The 24199-nt window shown below is 35.1% G+C and carries 23 protein-coding genes, 1 tRNA gene and 2 pseudogenes; 13 read left to right on the top strand and 13 right to left on the bottom strand.

Annotation, left to right across the window (positions count from 1 at the left end; genetic code table 11):
• Positions 1–11 precede the first annotated feature (11 nt).
• The 3 genes from I2490_RS13755 to I2490_RS13745 all read right to left on the bottom strand — a co-directional run bounded on the left by I2490_RS13755 (position 12) and on the right by I2490_RS13745 (position 4640).
• Positions 12–2273: a M56 family metallopeptidase gene (locus tag I2490_RS13755; protein ID WP_206460316.1), complete on the bottom strand. Its 2262-nt coding sequence runs from the start codon at positions 2271–2273 to the stop codon at positions 12–14.
• A gap of 205 nt (positions 2274–2478) precedes the next feature.
• Positions 2479–2871, bottom strand: coding sequence for a BlaI/MecI/CopY family transcriptional regulator (locus tag I2490_RS13750; RefSeq protein ID WP_206460315.1), 393 nt, complete (start codon positions 2869–2871; stop codon positions 2479–2481).
• Positions 2872–2996: 125 nt separating this feature from the next.
• Entirely contained in the window at positions 2997–4640 is a 1644-nt protein-coding gene (locus I2490_RS13745) for a glutamine--tRNA ligase/YqeY domain fusion protein (RefSeq protein ID WP_206460314.1), read from the bottom strand.
• Between the two features lie 236 nt (positions 4641–4876).
• Here I2490_RS13745 and I2490_RS13740 point away from each other — a divergent pair, with 236 nt between their 5' ends.
• Positions 4877–5332: an Lrp/AsnC family transcriptional regulator gene (locus I2490_RS13740; protein ID WP_206460313.1), complete on the top strand. Its 456-nt coding sequence runs from the start codon at positions 4877–4879 to the stop codon at positions 5330–5332.
• A 152-nt stretch (positions 5333–5484) separates the two neighbouring features.
• Positions 5485–6848 (top strand): annotated as a pseudogene (locus I2490_RS13735) (IS1182 family transposase).
• Between the two features lie 150 nt (positions 6849–6998).
• Here I2490_RS13735 and I2490_RS13730 read toward each other — a convergent pair.
• The 3 genes from I2490_RS13730 to I2490_RS13720 form a co-directional block, all read right to left on the bottom strand.
• Positions 6999–7841: an Ig-like domain-containing protein gene (locus tag I2490_RS13730; RefSeq protein WP_206460312.1), complete on the bottom strand. Its 843-nt coding sequence runs from the start codon at positions 7839–7841 to the stop codon at positions 6999–7001.
• Between the two features lie 24 nt (positions 7842–7865).
• Positions 7866–8300 (bottom strand): tRNA adenosine(34) deaminase TadA, encoded by a 435-nt coding sequence (gene tadA, locus I2490_RS13725; RefSeq protein WP_206460311.1) that lies wholly within the window; start codon positions 8298–8300, stop codon positions 7866–7868.
• A 129-nt stretch (positions 8301–8429) separates the two neighbouring features.
• On the bottom strand, positions 8430–9491 hold the full coding sequence (locus tag I2490_RS13720) for a hypothetical protein (protein ID WP_206460310.1): 1062 nt from the start codon (positions 9489–9491) through the stop codon (positions 8430–8432).
• A 92-nt stretch (positions 9492–9583) separates the two neighbouring features.
• On the opposite strand from I2490_RS13720, the gene I2490_RS13715 reads away from it, so the two are divergent.
• The 3 genes from I2490_RS13715 (at position 9584) to I2490_RS13705 (ending at position 11139) form a co-directional block, all read left to right on the top strand.
• Positions 9584–10216: a CvpA family protein gene (locus I2490_RS13715; RefSeq protein WP_206460309.1), complete on the top strand. Its 633-nt coding sequence runs from the start codon at positions 9584–9586 to the stop codon at positions 10214–10216.
• A 91-nt stretch (positions 10217–10307) separates the two neighbouring features.
• Positions 10308–10382: transfer RNA gene (locus tag I2490_RS13710), tRNA-Arg, on the top strand.
• Between the two features lie 103 nt (positions 10383–10485).
• Positions 10486–11139, top strand: coding sequence for a YczE/YyaS/YitT family protein (locus I2490_RS13705; protein ID WP_206460308.1), 654 nt, complete (start codon positions 10486–10488; stop codon positions 11137–11139).
• On the opposite strand, the gene I2490_RS13700 is transcribed toward I2490_RS13705, so the two are convergent.
• Complete coding sequence (locus I2490_RS13700) at positions 11136–11519, bottom strand: putative ABC transporter permease (RefSeq protein WP_206460307.1); 384 nt, start codon at positions 11517–11519, stop codon at positions 11136–11138. The two genes, I2490_RS13705 and I2490_RS13700, sit on opposite strands and share 4 nt — an antisense overlap.
• 170 nt (positions 11520–11689) lie before the next feature.
• Positions 11690–12433 (bottom strand): elongation factor P 5-aminopentanone reductase, encoded by a 744-nt coding sequence (gene ymfI, locus I2490_RS13695; RefSeq protein ID WP_206460306.1) that lies wholly within the window; start codon positions 12431–12433, stop codon positions 11690–11692.
• Between the two features lie 242 nt (positions 12434–12675).
• On the opposite strand from ymfI, the gene alr reads away from it, so the two are divergent.
• The 4 genes and pseudogenes from alr (at position 12676) to I2490_RS13675 (ending at position 16462) form a co-directional block, all read left to right on the top strand.
• Entirely contained in the window at positions 12676–13809 is a 1134-nt protein-coding gene (gene alr / locus I2490_RS13690) for an alanine racemase (protein ID WP_206460305.1), read from the top strand.
• Positions 13810–13882: 73 nt separating this feature from the next.
• Positions 13883–14347 (top strand): N-acetyltransferase, encoded by a 465-nt coding sequence (locus I2490_RS13685; protein WP_206460304.1) that lies wholly within the window; start codon positions 13883–13885, stop codon positions 14345–14347.
• Between the two features lie 183 nt (positions 14348–14530).
• Positions 14531–15040, top strand: coding sequence for a methylated-DNA--[protein]-cysteine S-methyltransferase (locus I2490_RS13680; RefSeq protein ID WP_206460303.1), 510 nt, complete (start codon positions 14531–14533; stop codon positions 15038–15040).
• 58 nt (positions 15041–15098) lie between these two features.
• Positions 15099–16462: pseudogene (locus I2490_RS13675) on the top strand (IS1182 family transposase).
• Positions 16463–16619: 157 nt separating this feature from the next.
• Here the strand turns inward: I2490_RS13675 and I2490_RS13670 are convergent.
• Complete coding sequence (locus I2490_RS13670) at positions 16620–17216, bottom strand: YdcF family protein (protein ID WP_206460302.1); 597 nt, start codon at positions 17214–17216, stop codon at positions 16620–16622.
• 205 nt (positions 17217–17421) lie between these two features.
• On the opposite strand from I2490_RS13670, the gene I2490_RS13665 reads away from it, so the two are divergent.
• From I2490_RS13665 to dapD, 4 genes are all read left to right on the top strand, one after another.
• Positions 17422–18018, top strand: coding sequence for a TetR/AcrR family transcriptional regulator (locus I2490_RS13665; protein ID WP_206460301.1), 597 nt, complete (start codon positions 17422–17424; stop codon positions 18016–18018).
• Positions 18019–18082: 64 nt separating this feature from the next.
• Positions 18083–19267, top strand: a complete 1185-nt coding sequence (locus I2490_RS13660; RefSeq protein WP_206460300.1) for an SAM-dependent methyltransferase — start codon at positions 18083–18085, stop codon at positions 19265–19267.
• Between the two features lie 214 nt (positions 19268–19481).
• Positions 19482–20204, top strand: a complete 723-nt coding sequence (gene dapB / locus I2490_RS13655; protein ID WP_206460299.1) for a 4-hydroxy-tetrahydrodipicolinate reductase — start codon at positions 19482–19484, stop codon at positions 20202–20204.
• Positions 20205–20253: 49 nt separating this feature from the next.
• Positions 20254–20958 carry a 2,3,4,5-tetrahydropyridine-2,6-dicarboxylate N-acetyltransferase gene (gene dapD, locus I2490_RS13650; RefSeq protein ID WP_206460298.1) on the top strand — a complete coding sequence of 235 codons (705 nt, stop codon included), beginning with the start codon at positions 20254–20256 and terminating at the stop codon, positions 20956–20958.
• Here the strand turns inward: dapD and cobS are convergent.
• The 4 genes from cobS to I2490_RS13630 form a co-directional block, all read right to left on the bottom strand.
• Positions 20955–21680 (bottom strand): adenosylcobinamide-GDP ribazoletransferase, encoded by a 726-nt coding sequence (gene cobS, locus I2490_RS13645; protein WP_206460297.1) that lies wholly within the window; start codon positions 21678–21680, stop codon positions 20955–20957. The two genes, dapD and cobS, sit on opposite strands and share 4 nt — an antisense overlap.
• Before the next feature lie 149 nt (positions 21681–21829).
• Positions 21830–22399: a bifunctional adenosylcobinamide kinase/adenosylcobinamide-phosphate guanylyltransferase gene (gene cobU / locus I2490_RS13640; protein WP_206460296.1), complete on the bottom strand. Its 570-nt coding sequence runs from the start codon at positions 22397–22399 to the stop codon at positions 21830–21832.
• 15 nt (positions 22400–22414) lie between these two features.
• Positions 22415–23494 carry a nicotinate-nucleotide--dimethylbenzimidazole phosphoribosyltransferase gene (cobT, locus tag I2490_RS13635; RefSeq protein ID WP_206460295.1) on the bottom strand — a complete coding sequence of 360 codons (1080 nt, stop codon included), beginning with the start codon at positions 23492–23494 and terminating at the stop codon, positions 22415–22417.
• A gap of 40 nt (positions 23495–23534) precedes the next feature.
• Positions 23535–24194, bottom strand: a complete 660-nt coding sequence (locus tag I2490_RS13630) for a precorrin-8X methylmutase (RefSeq protein WP_206460294.1) — start codon at positions 24192–24194, stop codon at positions 23535–23537.
• Positions 24195–24199: the final 5 nt, after the last annotated feature.

Below are 24199 nucleotides of genomic sequence, written 5' to 3'. Positions count from 1 at the left end.
TTTTTTTAATTTTACTTCGTATTAAGAATTAAAATTTTTAATACTTCTATATGGTCTCCTAATTGACCATCAATGCTTAAAGATCCGTTCTTCCAATAATAATGCATTCTCTGAGTCGTTTTATTTTTCTCTTCTAAGGCATATACCTTTTCTCCTTTGATTATCTGTAATATGCATGCAGTTTCAGCAGATTTAAGCTCTCTTTTCTGCTGTTCCTGATAGAGTTTTTCCAGGCTCTTATATTCAGCTGGTAAGGTCGCCTGTTCATATTCTGCAATGTACTTCGATGAAGGATTCTTGCTAGAAACATAGCGTACACTAAAAATACCATACTCATCATCATTAAAAAGAACATCACTCATGTTAGCTGATTTTGCTTTTAAACCAGGCAGCTCCATAGGTAACTTCGGTGAAAAACCCCAATCCCTAGAAACTCTTTTTAAATCATTCTCATCATAAACAGCAAAAGACGTCATTTCTTTTTGGGGACTATACCCTGGATGCGTAATCTCTTTCGGGTCCGTAAAAGAAGCAATTACACTCTCAACTTCTTTATCAGATAAATATAATGAGTAATAAGATTTCTCTTTTAATTTTACCTCTGTTAAATATTCCATTGCATACCAAACACCGTCTTTTTTCCAAATAAAATGCTCTGTTTGCTCCTCTATGGACTCATTGTTTCCCCCAGAAGGATATCCTTCTTTATCTTTTCTCGTAATGGTTAGCTGGGTTCCTGATATCCCTGCAAATACTTTGTGCTTGATTTCATGATGATATGTAAAGCGGCTTTCTTTCTTTTCTTCTTCCGTTAAATTCGGAATCATCGTCTGCAACAAATTATTCTCAGATATTTTTAGTTGAAAATGTTCTTCTTCCGCTTCTTCCACCATAGCCCCGTTCATAGTGTTGTACCAATAATTTACCTCAATCACAGATTTATTTTTTTCATCACGATGAATTCTATAATCATTGACTTCAAAAATTTTAGGCAAATCATTTGGAATCTGAAATGAAAAGTCAGCATAACGGCAGAATTGTTCTAATTCATCGAAATATTGATAACTAGGATTGTACAACTGAAACTTTGAAGGAGTTGCATATGGATCAAAATGGTTGGTTGTTGTCTTTACATTATTCTCATTTAATTTTGCTCTATCTGCATAACTAGTTGAATCCGTTAGAGTAACAATTCCTAACCCGATACAAGCAATCAATGCTATACTTGTAATTTTATTTGCCATTCCTATATGAAATTTATTAATCATCAAAATTCTCCTTTTTATTTGTTTTTTGTTTCCGTAAAAGGCGGTTTGATACAAGAATCCTTTCAACCGTCCATTTTGAAATTGTGCCACTTGAAGAATTGCATTACCGTAAGATATCACTTCATCTTCTCCTAGCACTTCAAGTACCGCTGCATCACAGCTCATTTCCCAATCTTCTTTCATTTTCTGTGATGCTAACCATACAAGTGGATTAAACCAGTGCAGCGAGATTACTAGAAATAATACAAAATTCCAAATGGTATCTTTTCTTTTCCAATGTAAAAGCTCGTGGAGTAAGATAGATATCCGTTGCTCCGGACCTATATGTTCTATTAATTCTTGTGGCAAATAGATTTTAGGCTTAAAGACTCCTGTTATAATAGGGCTCTTTATTTTTGGCAACTGCCTCAGTAAGATATTCTTTTTTATTTTTAATATCCGTTTACAGTTTAAAAATTCCTCTAAAATCTGTGGGCTCACATCTTGCTCTGTTTTGTAATTTGTTCGTTGAAAAATCATTATAGACGTAATACCTATTCCTAAAAATAATACTACTCCCGTTGCCCAAATAAAAAACAACATCTCCTCTAGCGATAAAGAAACAAAACCGCTTATCGCTTCTTTCCCACCTGCAACATCCTTATCGTTATAACTACGATTCATTAAAAATACAGGTTGATTTTGTTCTATTTGAAACTCAGTTTCTTCACTTTGTATTTGCTCTGTTTCCTCATTATGGTTCGGTTGTCCTATAGAATTATCTGCAATTCCTTCTACGACGCTCTGAATGATTTGTTGTGGTGTTGGAATCCAATTCATCAAACTCATCGAGCTTTCTGGCAATACTGGAAATAGCAAACGAAGCAATATTATCCCCCATAATATTTGACGTAATTTCGTTCCCATATAAGTCCCAAATACCTTACGAAATAATATTACGAACATGATAACGATTGATGTAATCCACGAAGTAGTTATAAAAGAGTGAAATATGACGTAAATCATCAGTAAACACTTTTCCTTTCTAATATTATTGTAAGTTGGAATAGATCTACCTTTGTACACTTGATGTACTCAAATTCTTTTGATACAATAATAATGAACATTTTTAAACTGCTATTCTGAAGCCTAAGGTTTGTTCTATCAAAACAACCTATTTTATAGGATTCAGAGTAGCTTTTTTCTTTTTACTATAAAATTGCATCAATCTTTAATCCTTCTTTTCTAAAGTTTGTTTTCTTTTCTTCTCAAGCAATTTTCTTAGATCTTCAATTTCTTCATCTGTAAGCATTTCATCTTCTAGAAAGCGAGAAAAAAGCATACCAATTGCTCCGTCATATACTCGATTTAAAAATGACTTATTTTCAGCACAATAATAACTATCCTCTGTTATTAAAGGGTAATAAAGATAGCTCCTCGAATCTTTTTCAAATCGAATTGCTTTTTTATTATGCAGCCGATTCAAAAAAGTCTTAATCGTTTGCTCTGACCATTGCATTTTTTCTGAAAGTACCGCAATAATTTCATTTGCAGTCTGAGGACTTTCTTCCCATAATAACTTCATAACCTCCCTCTCTGAATCTGTAATTTTAGGCAAATCCATTAAATACACCTCCTTTATAATACATTGTTTACAGTTGTAAACCTTAAGTTAAGTTTACAACTGTAAACAATAAAAGTCAAGAAAAAAAAAGAAAACCTATTATAAAAATAGGTCTTCGATGTTTCTTATTTTTTCCAAGAACTCTTTAAATCAACAATTTGATTAAATACTTTTTGATCGTTTGTTGTTAACTTTTCATCTGCAATATAATAGCCGTGACGGAAAAATTGGAATCTTTCTCCTGGTTGTGTCTGCTTTATTGCAGGTTCTGCATAGGCTTCTTTCACGGTTAAAGAATTAGGATTCATGACGTTCTCGCCATTTTCATCTTCAACCATTAGATAGCTGTATACACGTACCTGAATTTTTTCAGCAGTCTTAGCATCTACCCAATGAATGGTTCCCTTTACCTTGCGTCCCTCAAATCCGCTTCCACTCTTTGTTTCCGGATCATACGTGCAGCGAAGCTCAATGACATTTCCGTTATTATCTTTAATCACCTCATTGCAAGTTAAGAAGTAAGCCCCTTTAAATCGAACTTCATTTCCCGGAAACAGCCGGAAGTACTTCTTAGCAGGAACTTCCATAAAGTCATCCCGTTCTACATAAAGTTCTCTGGAAAACGGAACTTTGCGTACGCCTTTAGACTCATCCTCTCTGCTATTTTCAATGACCATTTCTTCAGTTAAATCTTCCGGATAATTTGTGATTACCACCTTTAATGGATCCATAACAACCATTCGGCTTTCCACTTTTGTTTTTAAATCTTCTCGGATGCAATGCTCCAACAAAGATATTTCAACCGTACTATTTGCTTTCGCAACACCAATTCGTTCACAAAAATCTCGAATGGACTCTGGTGTGAATCCTCTTCTACGTAAACCTGCAATGGTAGGCATACGAGGATCATCCCAATCTTCTACATCCCCATTATCTACAAGAGCTTTTAAGTAACGTTTGCTCATTACAGTATTTGTTAAATTTAATCGAGCAAATTCAATTTGTTTTGGCGGATTTACCCATTCTAATTCACGCAATACCCAATCATACAGTGGACGGTGGTCTTCAAATTCCAAAGTACAAATTGAATGTGTAATCCCTTCAATGGCATCCTCAATTGGATGTGCAAAATCATACATTGGATAAATGCACCATTTGTCTCCTGTATTATGATGTATCGTATGTGCAATTCGGTAAATAACAGGATCTCTCATATTAATATTCGGTGAAGCCATGTCAATTTTTGCACGTAACACTTTTTCACCATCACCATATTTACCTTGTCGCATCTCTTCAAATATCTGTAAATTATCTTCAATTGTGCGACTTCTATAAGGGCTTTCCTTGCCAGGTTCTTTTAATGTTCCCCGGTACGCTTTCATTTCTTCTGCATTCAAATCGCAAACATATGCCTTTCCCTTTTTAATTAGATCAATGGCACATTCATACATGCGATCAAAATAATCCGAAGCATATAATAATTGATCCCATTCAAACCCAAGCCATTTTACATCAGCTTGTATGGAATCCACATATTCTGTATCCTCTTTTACAGGGTTTGTATCGTCAAAGCGCAAATTGCACTTGCCGCTATACTTTTTTGCGGTAGAAAAATTCAGGCAAATAGACTTTGCATGTCCAATATGCAGATAACCATTCGGTTCTGGAGGAAAACGAGTATGTACCCTTGTCCCATAAACCTGATCTTCCAAATCCTTATCAATTATATTATGAATAAAGTTGGATGCATTTTCATTTAGCTCCGCCACTTTTTCTTCCTCCTTATTTTATCTATTTTGTGTCTCTTATTTTATTGCTTTCCATGCAATAGTATACCATTATCCATGTTTTAAGGCAAATCTTTCACATAAAAAAATCTTATATTTTTTGATATTGTTAACGAATTCTATTGATTTATTCGAATTATTTTGGTATTATTACAATAAGTGTTTATATTCTTATCGAGTCAACGAATTTTCTCAAAAAAATATAAGGCGGTGAATGAATGGATATTATTGACGTTAAAATTCTAGAAGTCCTGCAAGGAAACTCTAGAGTTTCCATATCGGAATTAAGTAAAAAAGTAAATTTATCATTATCAGCAGTGAGTGAAAGACTGAAAAAACTAGAAAGTTCAAATGTTATTGAAAAATATACGGTAATTCTAAATTCTCATTCTTTAGATAAAGAATTATCGGTAATTATGAACATTAGTTTAGAGAATCCTCATCATACAAGTGACTTCTTAGATTTTGTACGAGCAGAAGATGAAATTTTAGAATGTCATTATGTGACTGGCGAATACGATTATGTATTAAAAATTACAACTAGAAACACTGTCACATTAGAAAGTATCATGAATCGAATCAAAGGTATTTCAGGCATTAAACGGACACAAACTAATGTGATCTTATCAAGTGTAAAACATATGTACAGCGTTTCTCCTTGTACAGGTAAATAATTTTAAAAAAAACAGCGTTTTCTTAAGAAACGCTGTTCAGACTGTAGACAAGGATATCTCTATCTTTGCCTACAGTTTTTTTTACATAATGTAATACATTTTATTGTATTTATGGTAAAATATATGTATAAATACATGGAGGTATTTGCTTTATGATGGGTAAGAAAGATTTATTAGGTCGTGATCAATTTCAAATGGTAACCTTGAATTCTCTTGTTCCACAAGATCATATTATTCGTAAGATAGATACTGCGATTAATCTCTCTTTCATTTATGACCTTGTAAAAGATTTGTATTCTGATGTGGGAAAAGAAAGCATCGACCCTGTCGTCTTAATTAAAATTACCCTCATTCAATATACCTTTGGTATTCGATCCATGAGGCAGACCATTAAAGAAATTCAAACGAATGTAGCTTATCGATGGTATCTTGGTTATAGTTTAGAGGAAGAAATTCCTCACTTTTCTACCTTTGGTAAAAACTACTCTCGTCGGTTTCAAAATACTGACTTATTCGAACAAATCTTTCAAAGAGTCATTGCTGAAATTATGGAATATGAATTCATTAATTCAGAAAGCATTTTCATTGACGGTACACATATTAAAGCAAGTGCAAATAACCATAACAGTGAAAAAGAAACCGTTTTGGAATCCGTTAAATACTATGAAAAAGAACTAATGAAAGAAATTAACGAAGATCGCATTGAACGAGGAAAACAAGCTTGTAAAAAAAAACGGAAGCCAAAGAAAAGACAAAAGTAATCAAGAAAAGTACCGTAGATCCGGATTGCGGTGTATTTCATAAAGGAAAGCATAAGGTAGTATTTGCTTATGCTGCAAATGTAGCTTGCGATCGAAACAATTACATACTTGCTTTTCATACAAATCCAGGAAATGTACATGACTCAGTTGCATTCCCAAAGATTTATGAAAAAGTAAAAAGATATAAAGGTGTAAAAAATATTGTAATGGATTCCGGATATAAAACACCTGCAATTGCTAGAGAAATACTCAAAGATAAACGAATTCCTATCCTACCATACAAACGACCTATGACAAAAAATGGTTATTTTAAAAAACACGAATATGCTTATGATGAATACTATGATTGCTTTGTATGCCCAGAAAACCAAGTGTTAAACTATACTACAACAAATAGAGAAGGGTATCGGGAATATAAGAGTAAAGGAGAAATTTGCAAGAGTTGCCCTTCCTTATCAGAATGCACAGCAAGTAAGGACCATGTAAAAGTAGTCACACGTCATATATGGGAAAACTACATAGAGCAATGTGAGGACATTCGTCATACTCCAAAGTATCGAGATCTTTACAAACTACGGAGTCAAACCATTGAGCGAGTCTTTGCAGATGCAAAAGAAAAACATAATATGCGTTATACACAATATCGAGGGATTCAGAAGATAGAAATGGAACTGAATCTTCTTTTTGCGTCCATGAATCTAAAAAAACTAGCAACATGGATTCATAAATCTGAAAGAAGGAATCAAATGGCATAGAGATATCCTTTTATTTTTTCTTTTTTTAAAAGCTTTATAGAAAAAATAGAAAATACCTTGCAGAAATTATAAGAATATAAATTTAGCAAGGTATTTTGTCTACAGTCTGAACAGCGTTTTCTTAAGAAACGCTGTTTTTTTATTTCAATTTTATTTTTTCTTATTTTTTTCTTGTCTTGCCAATTCTTTTGCAAGTCTCTCAGCCTTAGCCTTCTCTTCTAATTCTCTCTTGAGCTGATTGCGTTTTAGTACAGATTCTGGTGTCTTCCCACCTATAGCCGCAATTGGTCTTCTTTGAGATACACATTTCACATCGTCTTGAATCTGATTACGTTTTGCCTCTTCTGCCTGCTGCTTAGCACGTTTCTTAGCTGCTTTCGCTTTTTCTTTTTCAACCTGCTTTACCGCTTCTTCAACAGAAATACCTTTTTCTTTTGCAATTTTATATGGATTTAATGGTTCTTCTTCTAGATGCTCTTCCGCTTCCTTTTTCATCTTTCGCTTTGCATCCATTGAGGAGAAAAATACCATTCCTCCCATCATTCCTACCATCATAACCATATTTACTGTTGTATCAGTACTTGTATTTCTAATTTTAAATTCACTTACAAGATCTTCACCAAGACGATTTCCTTCGGAGGAAATTAAATCTTCGGAAATTACAAGTTTATATTCATTATTTGAAATTAAATCATCTTTTAAAATCAGCCAAACATCATTTGGATATTTTTTCGCATCATAGACTGGCATTAATTTTATGTTCTTTCCAGAAGTATCCGTAACGGTAAAGCAGTCCTTATTTGCTTCCTGTGTTACTTTTTCCGTCATGTTTTCGTTAAAGGTCATCTTAATTGCAACACCCATTGGCTGTAATCCAGTCTGACCATCCTTTGGTGAAATATTTACAAGCTCCAATCCCGATGCATAGCTAAAAGGACACGCAAGCATAACTAATAATACAGCTAAGCTTAAAATAGCACCTATTCTTTTCATACTTCTTTTTCCTCCGTGTTATTATCATTTTGTCTTTAATACTTTGAAAAATGATTTCATCATTTGTTCGCATTCTTTTTGTAACAGTCCAATTTCTATTTCTACAAAATGGTTTAAACGCTTCTCTTGAACGATATTAAATATCGAACCACACGCTCCTGCTTTCGGGTTCTGCGTGCCAATAAAAAGCTTTTTTATTCGAGCAAGCACGATTGCACCTGCACACATTGAGCAAGGCTCTGTTGTTACATACATATTACAATCCAACAATCGCCATCCTCCCAGGGTTTGTGCTGCTTGACGAATCGCCAATATTTCAGCATGCGCCGTTGGGTCTTTCATGGTTTCCGTCAAATTATGACCACGCCCTACAATTTTCCCGTCTTTTTCAATGATAGCACCAATGGGTACCTCTTGCAAAGCAAAAGCTTTTTTCGCTTCGACCAATGCCTCTTTCATAAAATCCAACTCTTGCACGGCGTTCTCTAACCTACCTTTTTATTTATCAGACTATCTTTACAAGCATACCATACTTTTTAAATTTTATCAATGGTTCCACTTTCTAAATTACTCTTTTTATTCCGTACCTTATTTATTTTTAATTTCTAAAACATCTCCATTCTCTGCATTAATTTCTACAATCCAGTATCCATATTCATTTTTTTCTCTACTTGCACCATACATTGGTTGCCAATAAGTAAATCCCGACTTTCCACCATCCGGTTTTTCCACTTCAGTAAACCTACCTGGAATAGCAAAGAAGTAACGCTCTGCAAATCCTTGCGAATTTCCTTTTGCACCAAACAGATAATGTCGGTATTGCGTTGAAAAATATTGTGCACCCGGTGAAACAAGAGGAAGGCTTCCTACATTTTTTATCTTCTTCCATCTTGCACCTGTTAAATCTTCGGAAAACGGATTTACCTCCTCATAAAACTCTGAAACTCTGCACATATGTCCGCAAGCATATAATAGGTATTCATTGTAGAATCGATTGAAATTAGGGGGTGCTATTTCTTTTTGTACTGTTTCTTCTTTCTTTGTTCCCTCTGCAATCTGGTTTTCTGCAAATTCTATACTATTTTCTACATTAACTTCCTTAGATTTTTCTTCTGACTTTTTTTCAGTATTTACCCTTTCTTTCCCTTCCATTTTGTTTTCTGCTTTGCTGGATTCTTTTTCATCTATTTGTGTATTTGCTACTCTTACAAGCGAGTCCTCCTTTTGAATACTGGGTGCGGGCAAATTCCCGGTCTCCCCTTTTAATATCGGATGCAATGGTTCTTTCTCATCAAAGGAAGAAACAGCCGCTACAATCGCAGTCGAAAAATCTGCATATTCGTTGCCCTTCCCGTCAACATCCCTTGGGTGAAAACGAAAATATGTCTCACCGGTGCCATTTTTATTTATCATAAGCGTCCCGATAATGGCATGAATGGTTCTCTCATTCTTTTTTCCAAAAAAGATTAATTTATAAACGTAATCGCCCCTAGGATAATAACGTAAATTTTGTACTTGGCAACGTAAAGCTCCTTTGTTACTTCCGGTTTCTATTTTTAGATGTCCACGAACAGCACCCGCTTTTGCACAGAAGTCTGAGGTTTGTTCTTCCAGCATTAACACATCTCGGTGATATCTCATATAATTCATAGTAACTCTCCCCCATTCCTTTCGGAGTTTCTTGTATTTACTCGTACAAATTGGTAATATAAGATATATGCAAAAATTAGGAGGGATAGACCATGTGGATGGATATTGCGATTGGAGTAATTATTTTAATTTCTTTTATACTAGGTTATGTCCGAGGTTTCATGAATACGTTTCTTCATACAGCAGGCTGGATTTTATCACTAGTCTTATCTTTTGTATGGTATCCAAAGGTATCAGCCTTTTTAAAAGAAAAAACAGGTTTTTATGATATGATGCAGACAAAGCTTACAGAACGTGTTGCAACAGAAGGCTCTGACACTGCTAGCCAGATTTTAAGCGGAATCCCTGAAGTGTTAAAAGAAGCCGTTACTGCAGCGACTAACGCTCTTGCAGAATCCTTAGCAAACGGCTTAGCTGATGTATTGTTCAGTATTATTAGTTTTCTTATAGTTGCAATCGGAATAAAAATAATATTCTTATTTTTAACTTCACTTTTCAGTAAGAGATCAAACGATGGGCTGACTGGCTTTTTTGATGGTGTTTTTGGTGCCGCTTTCGGTGGCCTGAAAGGCCTTGTTCTTGTTTTAATCCTTTTAGCATTACTCATTCCAATTATGAATCTTACTTCAAGTGATTTTTTGCAAGATACGCTTAACGAATCGCGTTTTGCCAAAGTATTATATGATAGTAATCCGCTGTTTTTAATGCTAAACCGCTTTCAATAACTTGTAATTATAGAAGCGAAAACAAAAGGAAATTATGTGAAATAGTTGCCTTAATTCATCATTCGGATTATAATAGAATAAGTCCGAATGCGTCTCCGTAGCTCAGTGGATAGAGCAGTGCTCTCCTAAAGCATGTGCGGTGGTTCGACTCCACTCGGGGATACCAATAATAAAGAATCTCTACAGAATGATAAAGTTTACATTCTGCCGAGATTCTATTTTTTAAGGATTATTTTTTTATTACTTCTAGTATATAGGGGACAATTATTATGAATAAATTAAAATTAAAAAGAATTTTGAGACTTATTTTCGGTCTATTTTTATTTTCGCTTGGTACTGTACTTATTATGCAAGCTGATTTAGGTTATGGACCTTGGGAAGTATTCCAATCTGGGCTGACAAACGTACTTCCTCTTACCATTGGTCAAGCTACAATTCTGGTAAGTATTATTATTGTACTACTCGATCTCTTTTTAAAAGAAAAAATTGGAATTGGAACTTTATTAAATATGCTTCTGATTGGTTTTTTTATGGATTGGATATTATTCTCTAGTCTCATTCCATTGGCGACCACTATTATTATGAAAATTGTTTTATTAATTTCTGGTCTTTTTACAATCGCTTTTGGAAGCTATTTTTATATTGGCTCGGGATTTGGTGCTGGTCCACGAGATTCTCTCATGGTTTCAATCCGACGATACACAGGATTACCGGTTGGAGTAAGCCGAGGCATTCTCGAATTTTCTGCAGCTATGGGTGGATATTTTTTAGGTGGACCATTAGGCTTAGGTACGATTGTTACGGCTTTCGGGGTTGGAATATGCATCCAAATTGTATTTCATCTATTCTCCTTTGAAACAACTCAAATTGAGCATGAAGACTTAGCAGAGACTTTTAATTTCTGTTTTACAACCAAAAATTAATGTATATTGTTTTTAATTTTTCGAGTTATGAAGAAAATTGGTATACATAAAAAAAACCATAATATAGAAAACAAAATGCATATTTGTCCAAAAAGATGCAAAGGTAATGCAGAATAATCCCAAACATTCCAACGGAACCAAAGATTAACAATGCATCCTACAATAAATTCAACTCCTGTTATTACGGCTGCACCTAACAAGCATCTTTTCCAAAGTGCAATTTTTTGGAAATGTTCATTAATCATATATAGAAAACAAAAACAAAGACCTCCCGTTAAAACCATCGTCCAATGCGTATAGCCTCGAAAAGCAATTTCTAGAGTACTATACCCAATTGCTCCAATAAAAAATAAAATTCCATATTGCATTTGTTTTTTCATTTTATCCACTCTCCTTATTAAAAATTTTAATTCGATTTTAATCTTATTCTTTGTTATTTTTGCAATAGAAAACCCTGCATCTCTAAAAAAAATGCAGGGTTTTTGTGGTAGAAAAATATTAAAAAAGTGGTATTAAACAAAATCAAAGATATTACTTATCATATTATCTATTAAATCACAAATCCTCCATTTACTCCCAAAATCTGACCGGTAATAAAAGAGGATTCATTCGAAGCTAAAAAGAAAACAGCCTTTGCAATTTCTTCAGCACTTCCCAAACGCATTAATGGTGTTTCATCGCAAAGAGAATCCTTTATTTCTTCTGAAACCGCTTTCATCATGTCCGTTTCAATTACACCAGGGGCCACACAGTTAACACGAATATTACTTGGTCCAAGCTCTTTTGCTAATGCTTTCGTCAGCCCGATGATTGCAGCTTTGCTTGCCGAATAATGTACTTCACAGCTTGCACCTACCTGTCCCCACATCGAAGAAACGTTGACAATACTCCCTTTTTTGTTTGAAATCATATCTTCCAAAGCACATTGCGTACAAAAAAAGGCAGCCTTGCAATGTGTATCAAACATCAAATCCCACTCTTGCTCTGTAATATCTGTAAAAAGACGAAACTGTGAAATCCCTGCATTGTTTACTAACACATCAATGCTCCCATATACGCGTCTTGCTTCAATAAACATCTGCTTTACCTGCTCTTGATTTGTTACATCAGCTTGCAATGCCAATACGGAAAATCCTTTTAAAGAAAGAGAAACTTCCAATTGTTTTACTTCGGATTCACTTTTATTATAGCCAAGGACAACTTGCCAACCTCTCTTTGCAAATATCTCCGCACAAGCCTTTCCAATGCCACGGCTTGCACCTGTAATTAATACCGTTTTTTTAAGATTGCACATGAATTATTCCTCTTCTTTCCGCTTTGTTCCGTCATAGATCTGAATTCTTTTCTATGAACAAATTATTTACTTTTTTATATACTTTTTATATAATTTGTCCCTACTTTTTTGATTTCATTCCACATGAATTTTCTGCTTTAGTATATCACATTTGCAGTGCACTTGCAGGGTTGAATTTCAAGTATGAGAGGTATATAATTGAGTCATTGTGTAAGCTCTATAAAAGAAAGGACGTATGTATCATGTTTAAGGAAGCTCTAAGACCAGCTTGGGCAGAAATCAATTTAAGTAACTTGGATTATAATATCAAACAAATCAAAGCAAAAGCAGGAAATCGAGATCTCATCGGAGTGATCAAAGCCGATGCTTACGGTCATGGTTCCGTAGAAGTTGCAAAGGTTCTTCAAAGCAACGGAGTAGGTACATTTGCCATTGCTACCTTGCAAGAAGCCATCACCTTACGTGAAGCAGGATTTAAAGAAGCAATTATCATGCTTGGTTTGACACCGGATATGTATGCCGATACAATCATTGCGTATGACATTACCCCAGTAACCTGTTCTTTTGAAAATGCAAAGGCAATTTCAGATGCCGCAGCTGCTAAGGGGAAAACAGTCGAAGGGTTAATTGCCGTTGATACCGGAATGGGGCGAATCGGTTATCAACCATATGACGAAGAAGCCATTGCTGATGTAGTAAAAATCAATCAGCTATCCAACTTTAAAATCAAAGGCATTTTTTCGCATTTTTCAACTGCTGATGCTTTGGACAAGACCTATGCAAAATCACAGGAAAAGAAGTATGCAGACTTTTATGAAGCACTAACAAAAGCCGGAGTAAATATTCCATTCCGCACATTAGCAAACAGCGCTGCTATCATGGAAGTGCCGACTGCTCATTATGACGCCGTAAGACCCGGCATTATTTTATATGGATTATACCCTTCAGATGAAGTGGATCGTAACGAGCTTTCCATTAAGCCGGTTATGTCTGTAAAAGCAAATATTATTCATTTGAAAAAAGTTGCTACTGATTTCTCTGTAGGCTATGGTAGACGTTTTGTATCTGCGCGCGAAAGTCTTATTGCTACTTTAGCATTGGGTTATGCTGATGGTTATCCAAGACCATATTCCAAGGATGCAAAGGTAATTGTAAACGGTGTATTTGCTCCAATTGCAGGAAACATTTGTATGGATCAGTGCATGGTTGATGTGACTGACGTTCCAAATGTTAAATTAGGTGACGAATGTATTATTATGGGAACAGATGGCACTAACACCATTCTAGCGGATGACATTGCCACTGCAACCGGAACCATCAATTATGAAATCGCTTGTGCATTTGGACAAAGACTTCCAAAGGTATATGTCAAATAAATTAAATAATTTCCACGATATACAAAATACACATTTAAAAATGATAATTAATGGAAAAGTGTAGGGAAAAGCTATGATCAGAGATTACAAGATAACTGATTGCGATGCAGTCATGAGCATATGGCTCGATACAACAACAACCGCACACCCGTTTATCCCATCCTCTTATTGGGCAAGAAATTTTCTTTTGGTAAAAAAACAGGTTTTGCCGCAGTCCACCACATATGTATACGAAGAAAATGGCGAAATTCTAGGATTTATCAGTGTACTTGAAAGTGAATATATAGGAGCACTTTTTGTAACAGGAGAAAAACAAGGAAAAGGCATTGGAAAAGCACTTTTAAATTATTGTAAGGAAAATTATGATCAATTAAATCTCCATGTTTATTCTGAAAACAAAAAATCCGTAGCATTTTATGAAAATAATGATTTTATCATTGATGAGACAAAAATCAATAAAGATACTGAAAAAGAAGAATATGTGATGTCATGGATATCGGATGATCTGATTGATCTTTTAACATCCATACAATATTAAAAAAGTAACTTAGCCACTTTTATATACTCTATTTTTATAAAATAGGAATCGATATGTCCTATTAAAGAATCTTGAAACAAGAATAAGGAACTGATTTTTAAATAACAAATTCAGTTTCTTATTTTTTTAAAAAGTTTAATCCTAAAAGATAGTATAGAATTTATGAGAGATGAAAGGTAAAAAATGAAACATTTATTTTTCTATGAAACAAAATTAGGTACCGTCGGTTTTGCTGAAAACGGAAAAGCAATTACACACGTCATCTTTGGAAGTGACTTTCATACAGAAAATTATGAGCAGAAAGAGACACCTTTGCTTAAAGAAGCAGCCAAACAGTTGAACGAATATCTTGATGGTAAAAGAAAATGGTTTGATTTGCCTTATGATGCAACAGGCACACCTTTTCAGCATTCTGTTTGGGATGCCCTAAAAAACATTCCCTACGGAGAAACACGAAGCTATCTTCAAATTGCTGTTCAAATCGGAAAACCGAAAGCCTGCCGCGCTGTTGGAATGGCAAACAACAAAAACCCTCTACCAATCCTTATCCCTTGCCATAGAGTCATCGGAAGCAATGGAAACTTAGTCGGCTACGGTGGAGGTATGGAAATAAAGAAAATGCTGCTTACGTTATTTCAGACTGTAGACAAGGATATCTCTATCTTTGCCTACAGTTTTTTTTACATAATGTAATACATTTTATTGTATTTATGGTAAAATATATGTATAAATACATGGAGGTATTTGCTTTATGATGGGTAAGAAAGATTTATTAGGTCGTGATCAATTTCAAATGGTAACCTTGAATTCTCTTGTTCCACAAGATCATATTATTCGTAAGATAGATACTGCGATTAATCTCTCTTTCATTTATGACCTTGTAAAAGATTTGTATTCTGATGTGGGAAAAGAAAGCATCGACCCTGTCGTCTTAATTAAAATTACCCTCATTCAATATACCTTTGGTATTCGATCCATGAGGCAGACCATTAAAGAAATTCAAACGAATGTAGCTTATCGATGGTATCTTGGTTATAGTTTAGAGGAAGAAATTCCTCACTTTTCTACCTTTGGTAAAAACTACTCTCGTCGGTTTCAAAATACTGACTTATTCGAACAAATCTTTCAAAGAGTCATTGCTGAAATTATGGAATATGAATTCATTAATTCAGAAAGCATTTTCATTGACGGTACACATATTAAAGCAAGTGCAAATAACCATAACAGTGAAAAAGAAACCGTTTTGGAATCCGTTAAATACTATGAAAAAGAACTAATGAAAGAAATTAACGAAGATCGCATTGAACGAGGAAAACAAGCTTGTAAAAAAAAACGGAAGCCAAAGAAAAGACAAAAGTAATCAAGAAAAGTACCGTAGATCCGGATTGCGGTGTATTTCATAAAGGAAAGCATAAGGTAGTATTTGCTTATGCTGCAAATGTAGCTTGCGATCGAAACAATTACATACTTGCTTTTCATACAAATCCAGGAAATGTACATGACTCAGTTGCATTCCCAAAGATTTATGAAAAAGTAAAAAGATATAAAGGTGTAAAAAATATTGTAATGGATTCCGGATATAAAACACCTGCAATTGCTAGAGAAATACTCAAAGATAAACGAATTCCTATCCTACCATACAAACGACCTATGACAAAAAATGGTTATTTTAAAAAACACGAATATGCTTATGATGAATACTATGATTGCTTTGTATGCCCAGAAAACCAAGTGTTAAACTATACTACAACAAATAGAGAAGGGTATCGGGAATATAAGAGTAAAGGAGAAATTTGCAAGAGTTGCCCTTCCTTATCAGAATGCACAGCAAGTAAAGACCATGTAAAAGTAGTCACACGTCATATATGGGAAAACTACATAGAGCAATGTGAGGACATTCGTCATACTCCAAAGTATCGAGATCTTTACAAACTACGGAGTCAAACCATTGAGCGAGTCTTTGCCGATGCAAAAGAAAAACATAATATGCGTTATACACAATATCGAGGGATTCAGAAGATAGAAATGGAACTGAATCTTCTTTTTGCGTCCATGAATCTAAAAAAACTAGCAACATGGATTCATAAATCTGAAAGAAGGAATCAAATGGCATAGAGATATCCTTTTATTTTTTCTTTTTTTAAAAGCTTTATAGAAAAAATAGAAAATACCTTGCAGAAATTATAAGAATATAAATTTAGCAAGGTATTTTGTCTACAGTCTGAAATAACGGGTAATATTTACCCGTTATTTTTGATTCATCATTCAATCATTACCGAAATGGTAAACTAATAATATAACCCGTATAATAAAACAACTCTCTGAAAAAAAACGGAATTTGACTTGTTAATGTTTTATATGCTGAACTGCGCGTTGGTGATGAATACGCGTCTATTCCTGTATTTTCTGCCATTAGCATAGCTCGTTTCATATGCAAGGGATCACTGACAATCGTACATGTTCTAAAGTTCTGATCTTGTATAATTTCATATGCATATCGGATATTTTCCTCAGTAATTTTTGATTTTGTTTCAATGAAAATATCTTCTATATTAACGTTATTTTCTATCGCATAATTTCTACCCACTTCAGATTCTGCAAATTGAGTCCCCTTTCCCTTCCCACCTGTAAATATAATTTTATCTACATAATCATTCTCATACAACCAAATCGCATGATTGATTCGTTCTCGGAAAACAGGGGAAGGTTCATCCTCCCAAACAGCAGCCCCCAATACCACCGCTACATCTGTTTTTACCAACTGATCTTCACTGCTAAAAGACCATATACTATACGCGGAATATCCAATAAAAACAACAAAAATAATAATGATTACGAAAGCTAATTTAAACAAAGATTTTTTTAACACTATAAATCCATCCTTAATTTTTTTCCAAGATAATATTACTATTCTTTTCTTACTACTACAATAACAGACGGATAAAAAGTTAAAAAATTATTATTTCATATCTTTTCCAATAATTATTTGATTTTTAATTAATATGTATGCTATAGTAATAATAAAGACTGACCGTCAGTCATAATTTACAATCATAAGCAATCTGGAGGATTGAATGGAAAAAAACAATAAAAAACTAGCAAAAAGAATTCGGATTGAAGATGCGGGTTGTAAATTATTTATGGAAAAAGGTGTATCTAATACAACTGTTGATGAGATTGTTAAATTAGCAGATATCGCAAAAGGAACTTTCTATCTATATTTCAAAGATAAAAATGATTTACTCAGTTGTATCGTAATAAAACGCACGGTTACTCTTCTTGAGCAATCGATTGAATATGCACACAAACAAAATACCGATGATTTTATTAATGAAATAATATTGATTACCGATTATATTATAGAATTTTTCAAACAAAATACAGAAATGTTAACTATTGTTGAAAAAAAGCTCTCATGGAGTATTTTTCGTGAGAAGATCGAACAGGAAGAAAATTCGCGTTTACAGATACTAACTGATAGATGGATCAATCATCCTCATATGAGCTCCTATTCACCATCCCAGTCTTACCACATTATGTTTATGATCATCGAGCTTGTAGGTGCGATGTGCTATTCCTCAATCATTGAAAAACAACCGGATACTATCGAAAACATAAAGCAGGATCTTTTTTTGTCATCAGACGAATCTTGCAAAAATGATTTTGCCTAACTTCAAATGATGACAATTATAATTTAACTTATATTTTAGGTAAAAATTATATGGAGGCGATATTTTGAAGAATATAGAACTTGATTTTTTAAAAAAATATCTTAGTAAATTCGACCAAAATCCTTTCTTGGTGAATTTTAAAGATGACGAGAGCTTTGTTATCGGAGATGGAGAGCCAAAATTCGAAATTCTACTGAACAATCCCATCCCCAAATGTGATCTTTTAGCCAGTACTTCTCTTGCTTTAGGGGAAGCATATATGCGTGGAGATTTAGAGATAAAGGGTGATCTCTACAAGACTCTGAATTACTTCTTAGGACAAATGACTCAATTTTATGTAGACAATAAGATTCTAAAGAATCTGATTCATCCTCCTACTTCTGCAAGAGAACAAAAAAAAGAAGTACAGTATCATTATGATATTGGGAATGATTTTTATAGCCTTTGGCTTGATGATACAATGAGTTATTCCTGCGGTTACTTTAAGACAGAAAATGATTCTCTGTATCAGGCTCAGCTTAATAAAGTGCACCTGACTCTTTCTAAATTAAATCTACAAGAAAATATGACTCTGCTCGATATCGGGTGCGGATGGGGATTTCTACTAATCGAAGCTGCAAAAAAATATAAAATTCATGGTGTTGGTATTACATTAAGCCAAGAACAAGCAAAAAAATTTGAAGAACGTATAAAAGAAGAAAATCTTGAAAACTATCTTGAAGTTAAACTAATGGATTATCGAGAGTTACATAAATTAGACGTAAAATTCGATCGAATTGTCAGCATAGGAATGCTAGAGCACGTTGGTCGTAAAAATTATAATCTTTTTATTAAAAATGTGAATTCCGTTTTAAATCCAAGTGGAATATTTCTTCTCCATTATATCAGCGGAAGAATCGAAAATGACGGAGATCCTTGGATTAAAAAATATATTTTCCCGGGTGGTGTTATTCCAAGTTTAAGAGAAATTATAAGCATTTGCAGTGATTTTAACTATTATACTGTAGATATTGAAAGTCTTCGTCGCCATTATAATAAAACTCTTTTATGTTGGAATGAAAACTTTCAGAAAAATAAGGATAAACTAAAAGGAAAATTCAGCGATTCCTTTATTAGAATGTGGCAGTTATACCTTTGTGGCTGTGCAGCCGGATTTAACAATGGTGTAGTAGATATACATCAACTTGTTTTTACGAAAGGCGTTAATAATAGCTTACCTATGACAAGAAATTATTTATATCAATCATGATATTTTCAAAAAAATCCCTTCAGAAATCTGAAGAGATTTTTTTTTGTAATTCTTCTTATTTCAACTATAGTTTCTCTTATCTAAAAGATCAAAGATATAGTCATTTCACAACGCTTTTTCTTGTTTTCTCATTAATTTTGAATTTACCTACATATTCAATCATATCATAGAAAAGAACTCGTTTTTTAAATATTACATAGAAGGAAGGATTGCTATGAAGGTTTTACTTTCCGGTCACGGACGAATGGGAGCACGCATTGAAGAACTTGCAATGAAGGCAGGGCATGAAGTCATGGGTTATGCTGACATTACCAACCCTCATATTCTATCACAAATGCCAAAAGCTGATGTTGTCATTGATTTTTCTCATCCCGCCATGCTGCCACACTTAACAGAATATGTACATCGTACTGGCACAGCACTTTGCTGTGGTACCACAGGATTTCAATCTGAAGATAAAGACACACTAAAGTCACTAGGAGACTATGCACCTGTACTTTACAGTGCTAACTACAGTCTTGGCATTGCAGTATTTCATCAAATACTACAGCAAATTTCCCCTATTTTAAAAGAGGATTTTGATATTGAAATTGTAGAAACACATCATAATAAAAAAGTCGATGCGCCAAGCGGAACTGCAAAATTACTATTAGATGCTATTGACCCAGATCATCAAAGCACAATAATCAATGGAAGAAATGGAGAATGTGGAGAACGTCGAAAACAGGAAATCGGGGTCTTCGCACTTCGTGGAGGCACGGTAGCCGGAGAGCATACGGTTTATTATTTTGGGGAAGATGAAGTTTTATCCATCACCCACTCTGCTACAAGCCGACAAATCTTTGCAAAAGGAGCATTAAAAGCAGCAACTGCTTTAGTCCAAAAAAGCAAAGGATTTTATAGATTAGATCAAATTTTATTTACTGATACAAAATAATCATGAAAAGAATTCTATTCAAGGAAAAGTTATGATAAGGAGAATCAATATGAACGCATATGAAATCATTGAATACATTCGTAAATCTGAGAAAAAAACACCCGTAAAGGTATATTTGCGTGCTGCCTCTACTATTGATTTTCCCGATGCACAAATCTTTCCTACCGGCAGCGATACCAAAATTATATTTGGTGATTGGAAGCAAATTAGTCCTATTTTAATGGCTAACAAAAGTAAAATTATTGACATAATTATTGAAAATGACGCACGCAATAGTGCAGTGCCCCTTATGGACAAAAAAAATCTCCACGCTCGTATTGAGCCTGGAGCAATCATCCGTGAACAAGTAACAATAGGTGATCATGCTATTATTATGATGGGGGCTATTATCAATATTGGAGCAGAGATCGGAGAAGGAACCATGGTTGATATGGGAACCATAATCGGTGGCCGTGTGATTGTCGGAAAGCACTGCCATATTGGTGCAGGTGCCGTTCTAGCCGGAGTTATAGAACCTCCAAGCACTTCACCCGTCATTATAGAGGATGATGTCTTAATCGGTGCTAATGCCGTTGTAATCGAAGGAGTACGAGTCGGCAAAGGTGCAATCGTCGCTGCCGGCTCAGTGGTTATAAAAGATGTTCCACCAAATATGGTAGTTGCCGGAGTTCCGGCACGTATTGTAAAAGAAAAAGATCAAAAGTCAATACAATCTACTCAATTAATTGATGGACTTAGGGATCTGGATCTTTAAGAGAGGAAACTCTGTGTTGCATAAATGACAAATACAAAAACCATTTGTGAAAGTTCGCATACCATTCCCATTGTATCTCCGGTTATACCCCCTAAGACCTTTTTTAAATGATTTGTAGAGAGTATTACAGAAACAATTGCAACGCCTACAGCAATTAAATACCAAGGATTCAACAAAGCTGCTACCACTGTTGGTACAAAAATAGCCATAAATAATTCTACTTTCCCACAATTATCTACAAGTAATTTCCCCATTCCCGAAGGTCGTACATACTCAGCAAAAGAGGCAGAGATTAACGGCGCACTTTTTCCTACAACCGGCAAAACCAGCAAGGATTCATAAGGAATTCGACCGTACATTACCATATAAAAGGCTACAAAGAATATCATAGAAAGTACCCCAAAAGATCCTACATGACTGTCTTTCATGATTTCAAGCATACGATCTCGCTCTCTTCCACTGAAAATTCCATCACAAGTATCTGCCAGTCCATCCAAATGAAGACCTCCAGTAAGAACAATGTATCCACCCAATAAAATCATAGATACGACTTGCGGATCAAAGATTAGATGAAAAAAGGACAAGCCATATAAAATACCGCCCATTAAAATTCCAAGCAATGGAATCAGTTCTAAACCTTTTAAATATCTTTCTTCGGTATATTCAACATAAGGAACCGGAAGTCTCGTAAAGAATGCCATCATTAACCAAATTGTTTTCATAATAAGCCTCGTTTCTTTTATTAGAAAGGAAAACAAATCAGTTTTCGTCGACTCTGCTCCGTCCGTAAATATACTGATTTTAAATAAGGTACATTCATAGACTTCGAAGTCGCTTCTTCAAACGGATTTGTTTTCCAATGTTTATTTTATTAATATGGCTTCACCTGCATTGGAATGCCGGAAACCATAAAGATGACCTTATCCGCCAGTTCAGCAAAGCAACGGTTGGCTCTCCCCAAAATATCTCGATAATAACGGCTTGAACGCTCGGCCGGTACCAGACCCATCCCCACTTCATTCGTAACACCAATTAAACTTTTACCATGCTCCCGACAAACTGCAATTAAACTTCTTACCTCAGAAAGCATTCGTTCTTCAACACGTTCCATATCTTCCGGAGGACAACGATCCCAATCAATATCACAATAGTACATGATATTGTTCAACATAAAGCCTAAGCAATCAATTAATACTGCGTCTGCATCTAAAAAATCTTGATTCTCAGCTAATTTATCAAATCTCCAGAACTGTTCCAGCGTTACCCATTCAGACGGACGCTGGGCACGATGTTTTTTTACTCGTTCTTGCATTTCTTCATCACAGACAGAGGCCGTTGCAATGTAAAGAACCTTATCCTTACCTAGCTCCTTTGCAAAGCGTTCCCCATATAAGCTTTTTCCGCTTCTTGCACCTCCGGTCATTAAAATAACTTCTGCCATTTCTACTTCCTCCGCCTACTTCTCTTCTTCACGTATGTCAATGCGATAGGAATGATCGTAAGCAATGTCTTCAAAAGTAGCCATATTGCTAAGCATCGCACAAGCCGCACCTATAATCGGAAATGCTAAAGTACAGCCTGTCCCTTCTCCCAGTCTCATATCCATATCGAGCATAGCCTCCATACCAAGCTCTTTGGAAATAATATCATAAGCCGGTTCCTTCGAACGATGAGAGGTAAATATAAAATCCTTAACATTTGGATTTAGCTTGTAAGCTGCTAAAGCAGACAAAGCAGAAATGACTCCATCAATGACAATCGGTACTCGGTAATATGCCGCACCTAAGAAGCATCCTGCCATACCGGCAATATCAAGACCTCCAACTTTGGAAATGACATCAATCGGATCTTCCGCGTTTGGTTTATTTAGCTCTAAGGCTTTTGTAATGACTCCTTTTTTATGTAGTAAAGCCTCATCAGTCAAACCGCCGCCCTTTCCGACTGCAATTTCTGCGGATACTCGTGTGAATGCCATTAATACCGCACTTGTGCTGCTTGTATTTCCAATACCCATTTCGCCGATTCCTAAAATTTCATAACCTTCTTCTACCGCAATACGAACCATATCAATACCAGTCTCAATCCCGCGAATAGCTTCTTCTCTGCTCATTGCAGGCCCTTTTGCAAAGTTATCGGTACCGTATTTTATTTTACGGTTATATACCTTATCGTTGTTGTAATCCGACATAATACCAACGTCGACAACCTTAATATCCGCACCGGCATAACCAGACAACACGCCCATTCCGCAAATCCCTTTGGTCATATTCATACCCTGTATCAAGGTAATGTCTTGTGGCGTTCCAGCAACTCCTTCTTCACAAATGCCATTATCTGCTACCATAACAATACTGCAACGCTTTGCCGGATTGTTTTTCATCTTTCCTGTAATCCCTGCCATCTTAATGGCAATGGTTTCTAACTTTCCTAGACTTCCAAGCGGTTTGATCAGACAGTCATTATGTGCCTTCGCCTCTTGAATGGCTTTTTCGTCAGCTGGTTTGATTCCTTTGATTACTTCCAAATAGCTCTTCATGCTTACGCCTCTTTTCTTGTTCGAACTTACTAGCTTTGCCTTACTTAGATTGATCCCGTTGATCTCTTGCCATGTAAAGCATTGCATTACAAATTGCAGCCGCTACATTGCTGCCGCCTTTTCTTCCTTTTGCAACAATATAAGGAACGTCCGTTTCCATAATCAATTCCTTAGATTCCACTACATTCACAAACCCTACCGGAACACCAATAATTAATTCCGGTGAAAGCTTACCCTCTTCAATTAATTCATATAAACGTACCAAAGCCGTCGGTGCATTTCCGATTGCAAAAATTATTGGTTTTCCATTTGCCGCAAGATCCGCTGCCTTATCCATACTTGCAGTTGCTCTTGTTGATCCATTTTGTTTTGCAATTTTAGCAACGTCCTCATCAGACATAAAGCAAAATGCTTCTCCTCCAAAAGATTCCAGAACTGATTTATTAACACCGGAGTAAGCCATCTTTGTGTCCGTTACGATACAAGCACCCTTCTTTATAGCTTCAATTCCTTTTTTCACTGCATCTGTTGAAAATTTTAAATTCTCATAGTAGTCAAAATCCGCTGAGGTATGAATGACACGCTTTACAACCGGTTCATTGATTGGATCTATTTTTCGATCACCAAGTTCTTCTGTAATCATCTCAAAGCTGCGCTTTTCAATCTCAGTCGGTAATACATTTTGTAATTTTACCTTCATGTTCC

The organism is Anaerovorax sp. IOR16 (assembly GCF_017168145.1).
In the GTDB taxonomy this organism is placed as follows: Bacteria; Bacillota; Clostridia; order Peptostreptococcales; family Anaerovoracaceae; genus IOR16.
This window is presented reverse-complemented; position numbering and strand designations above follow the sequence as displayed.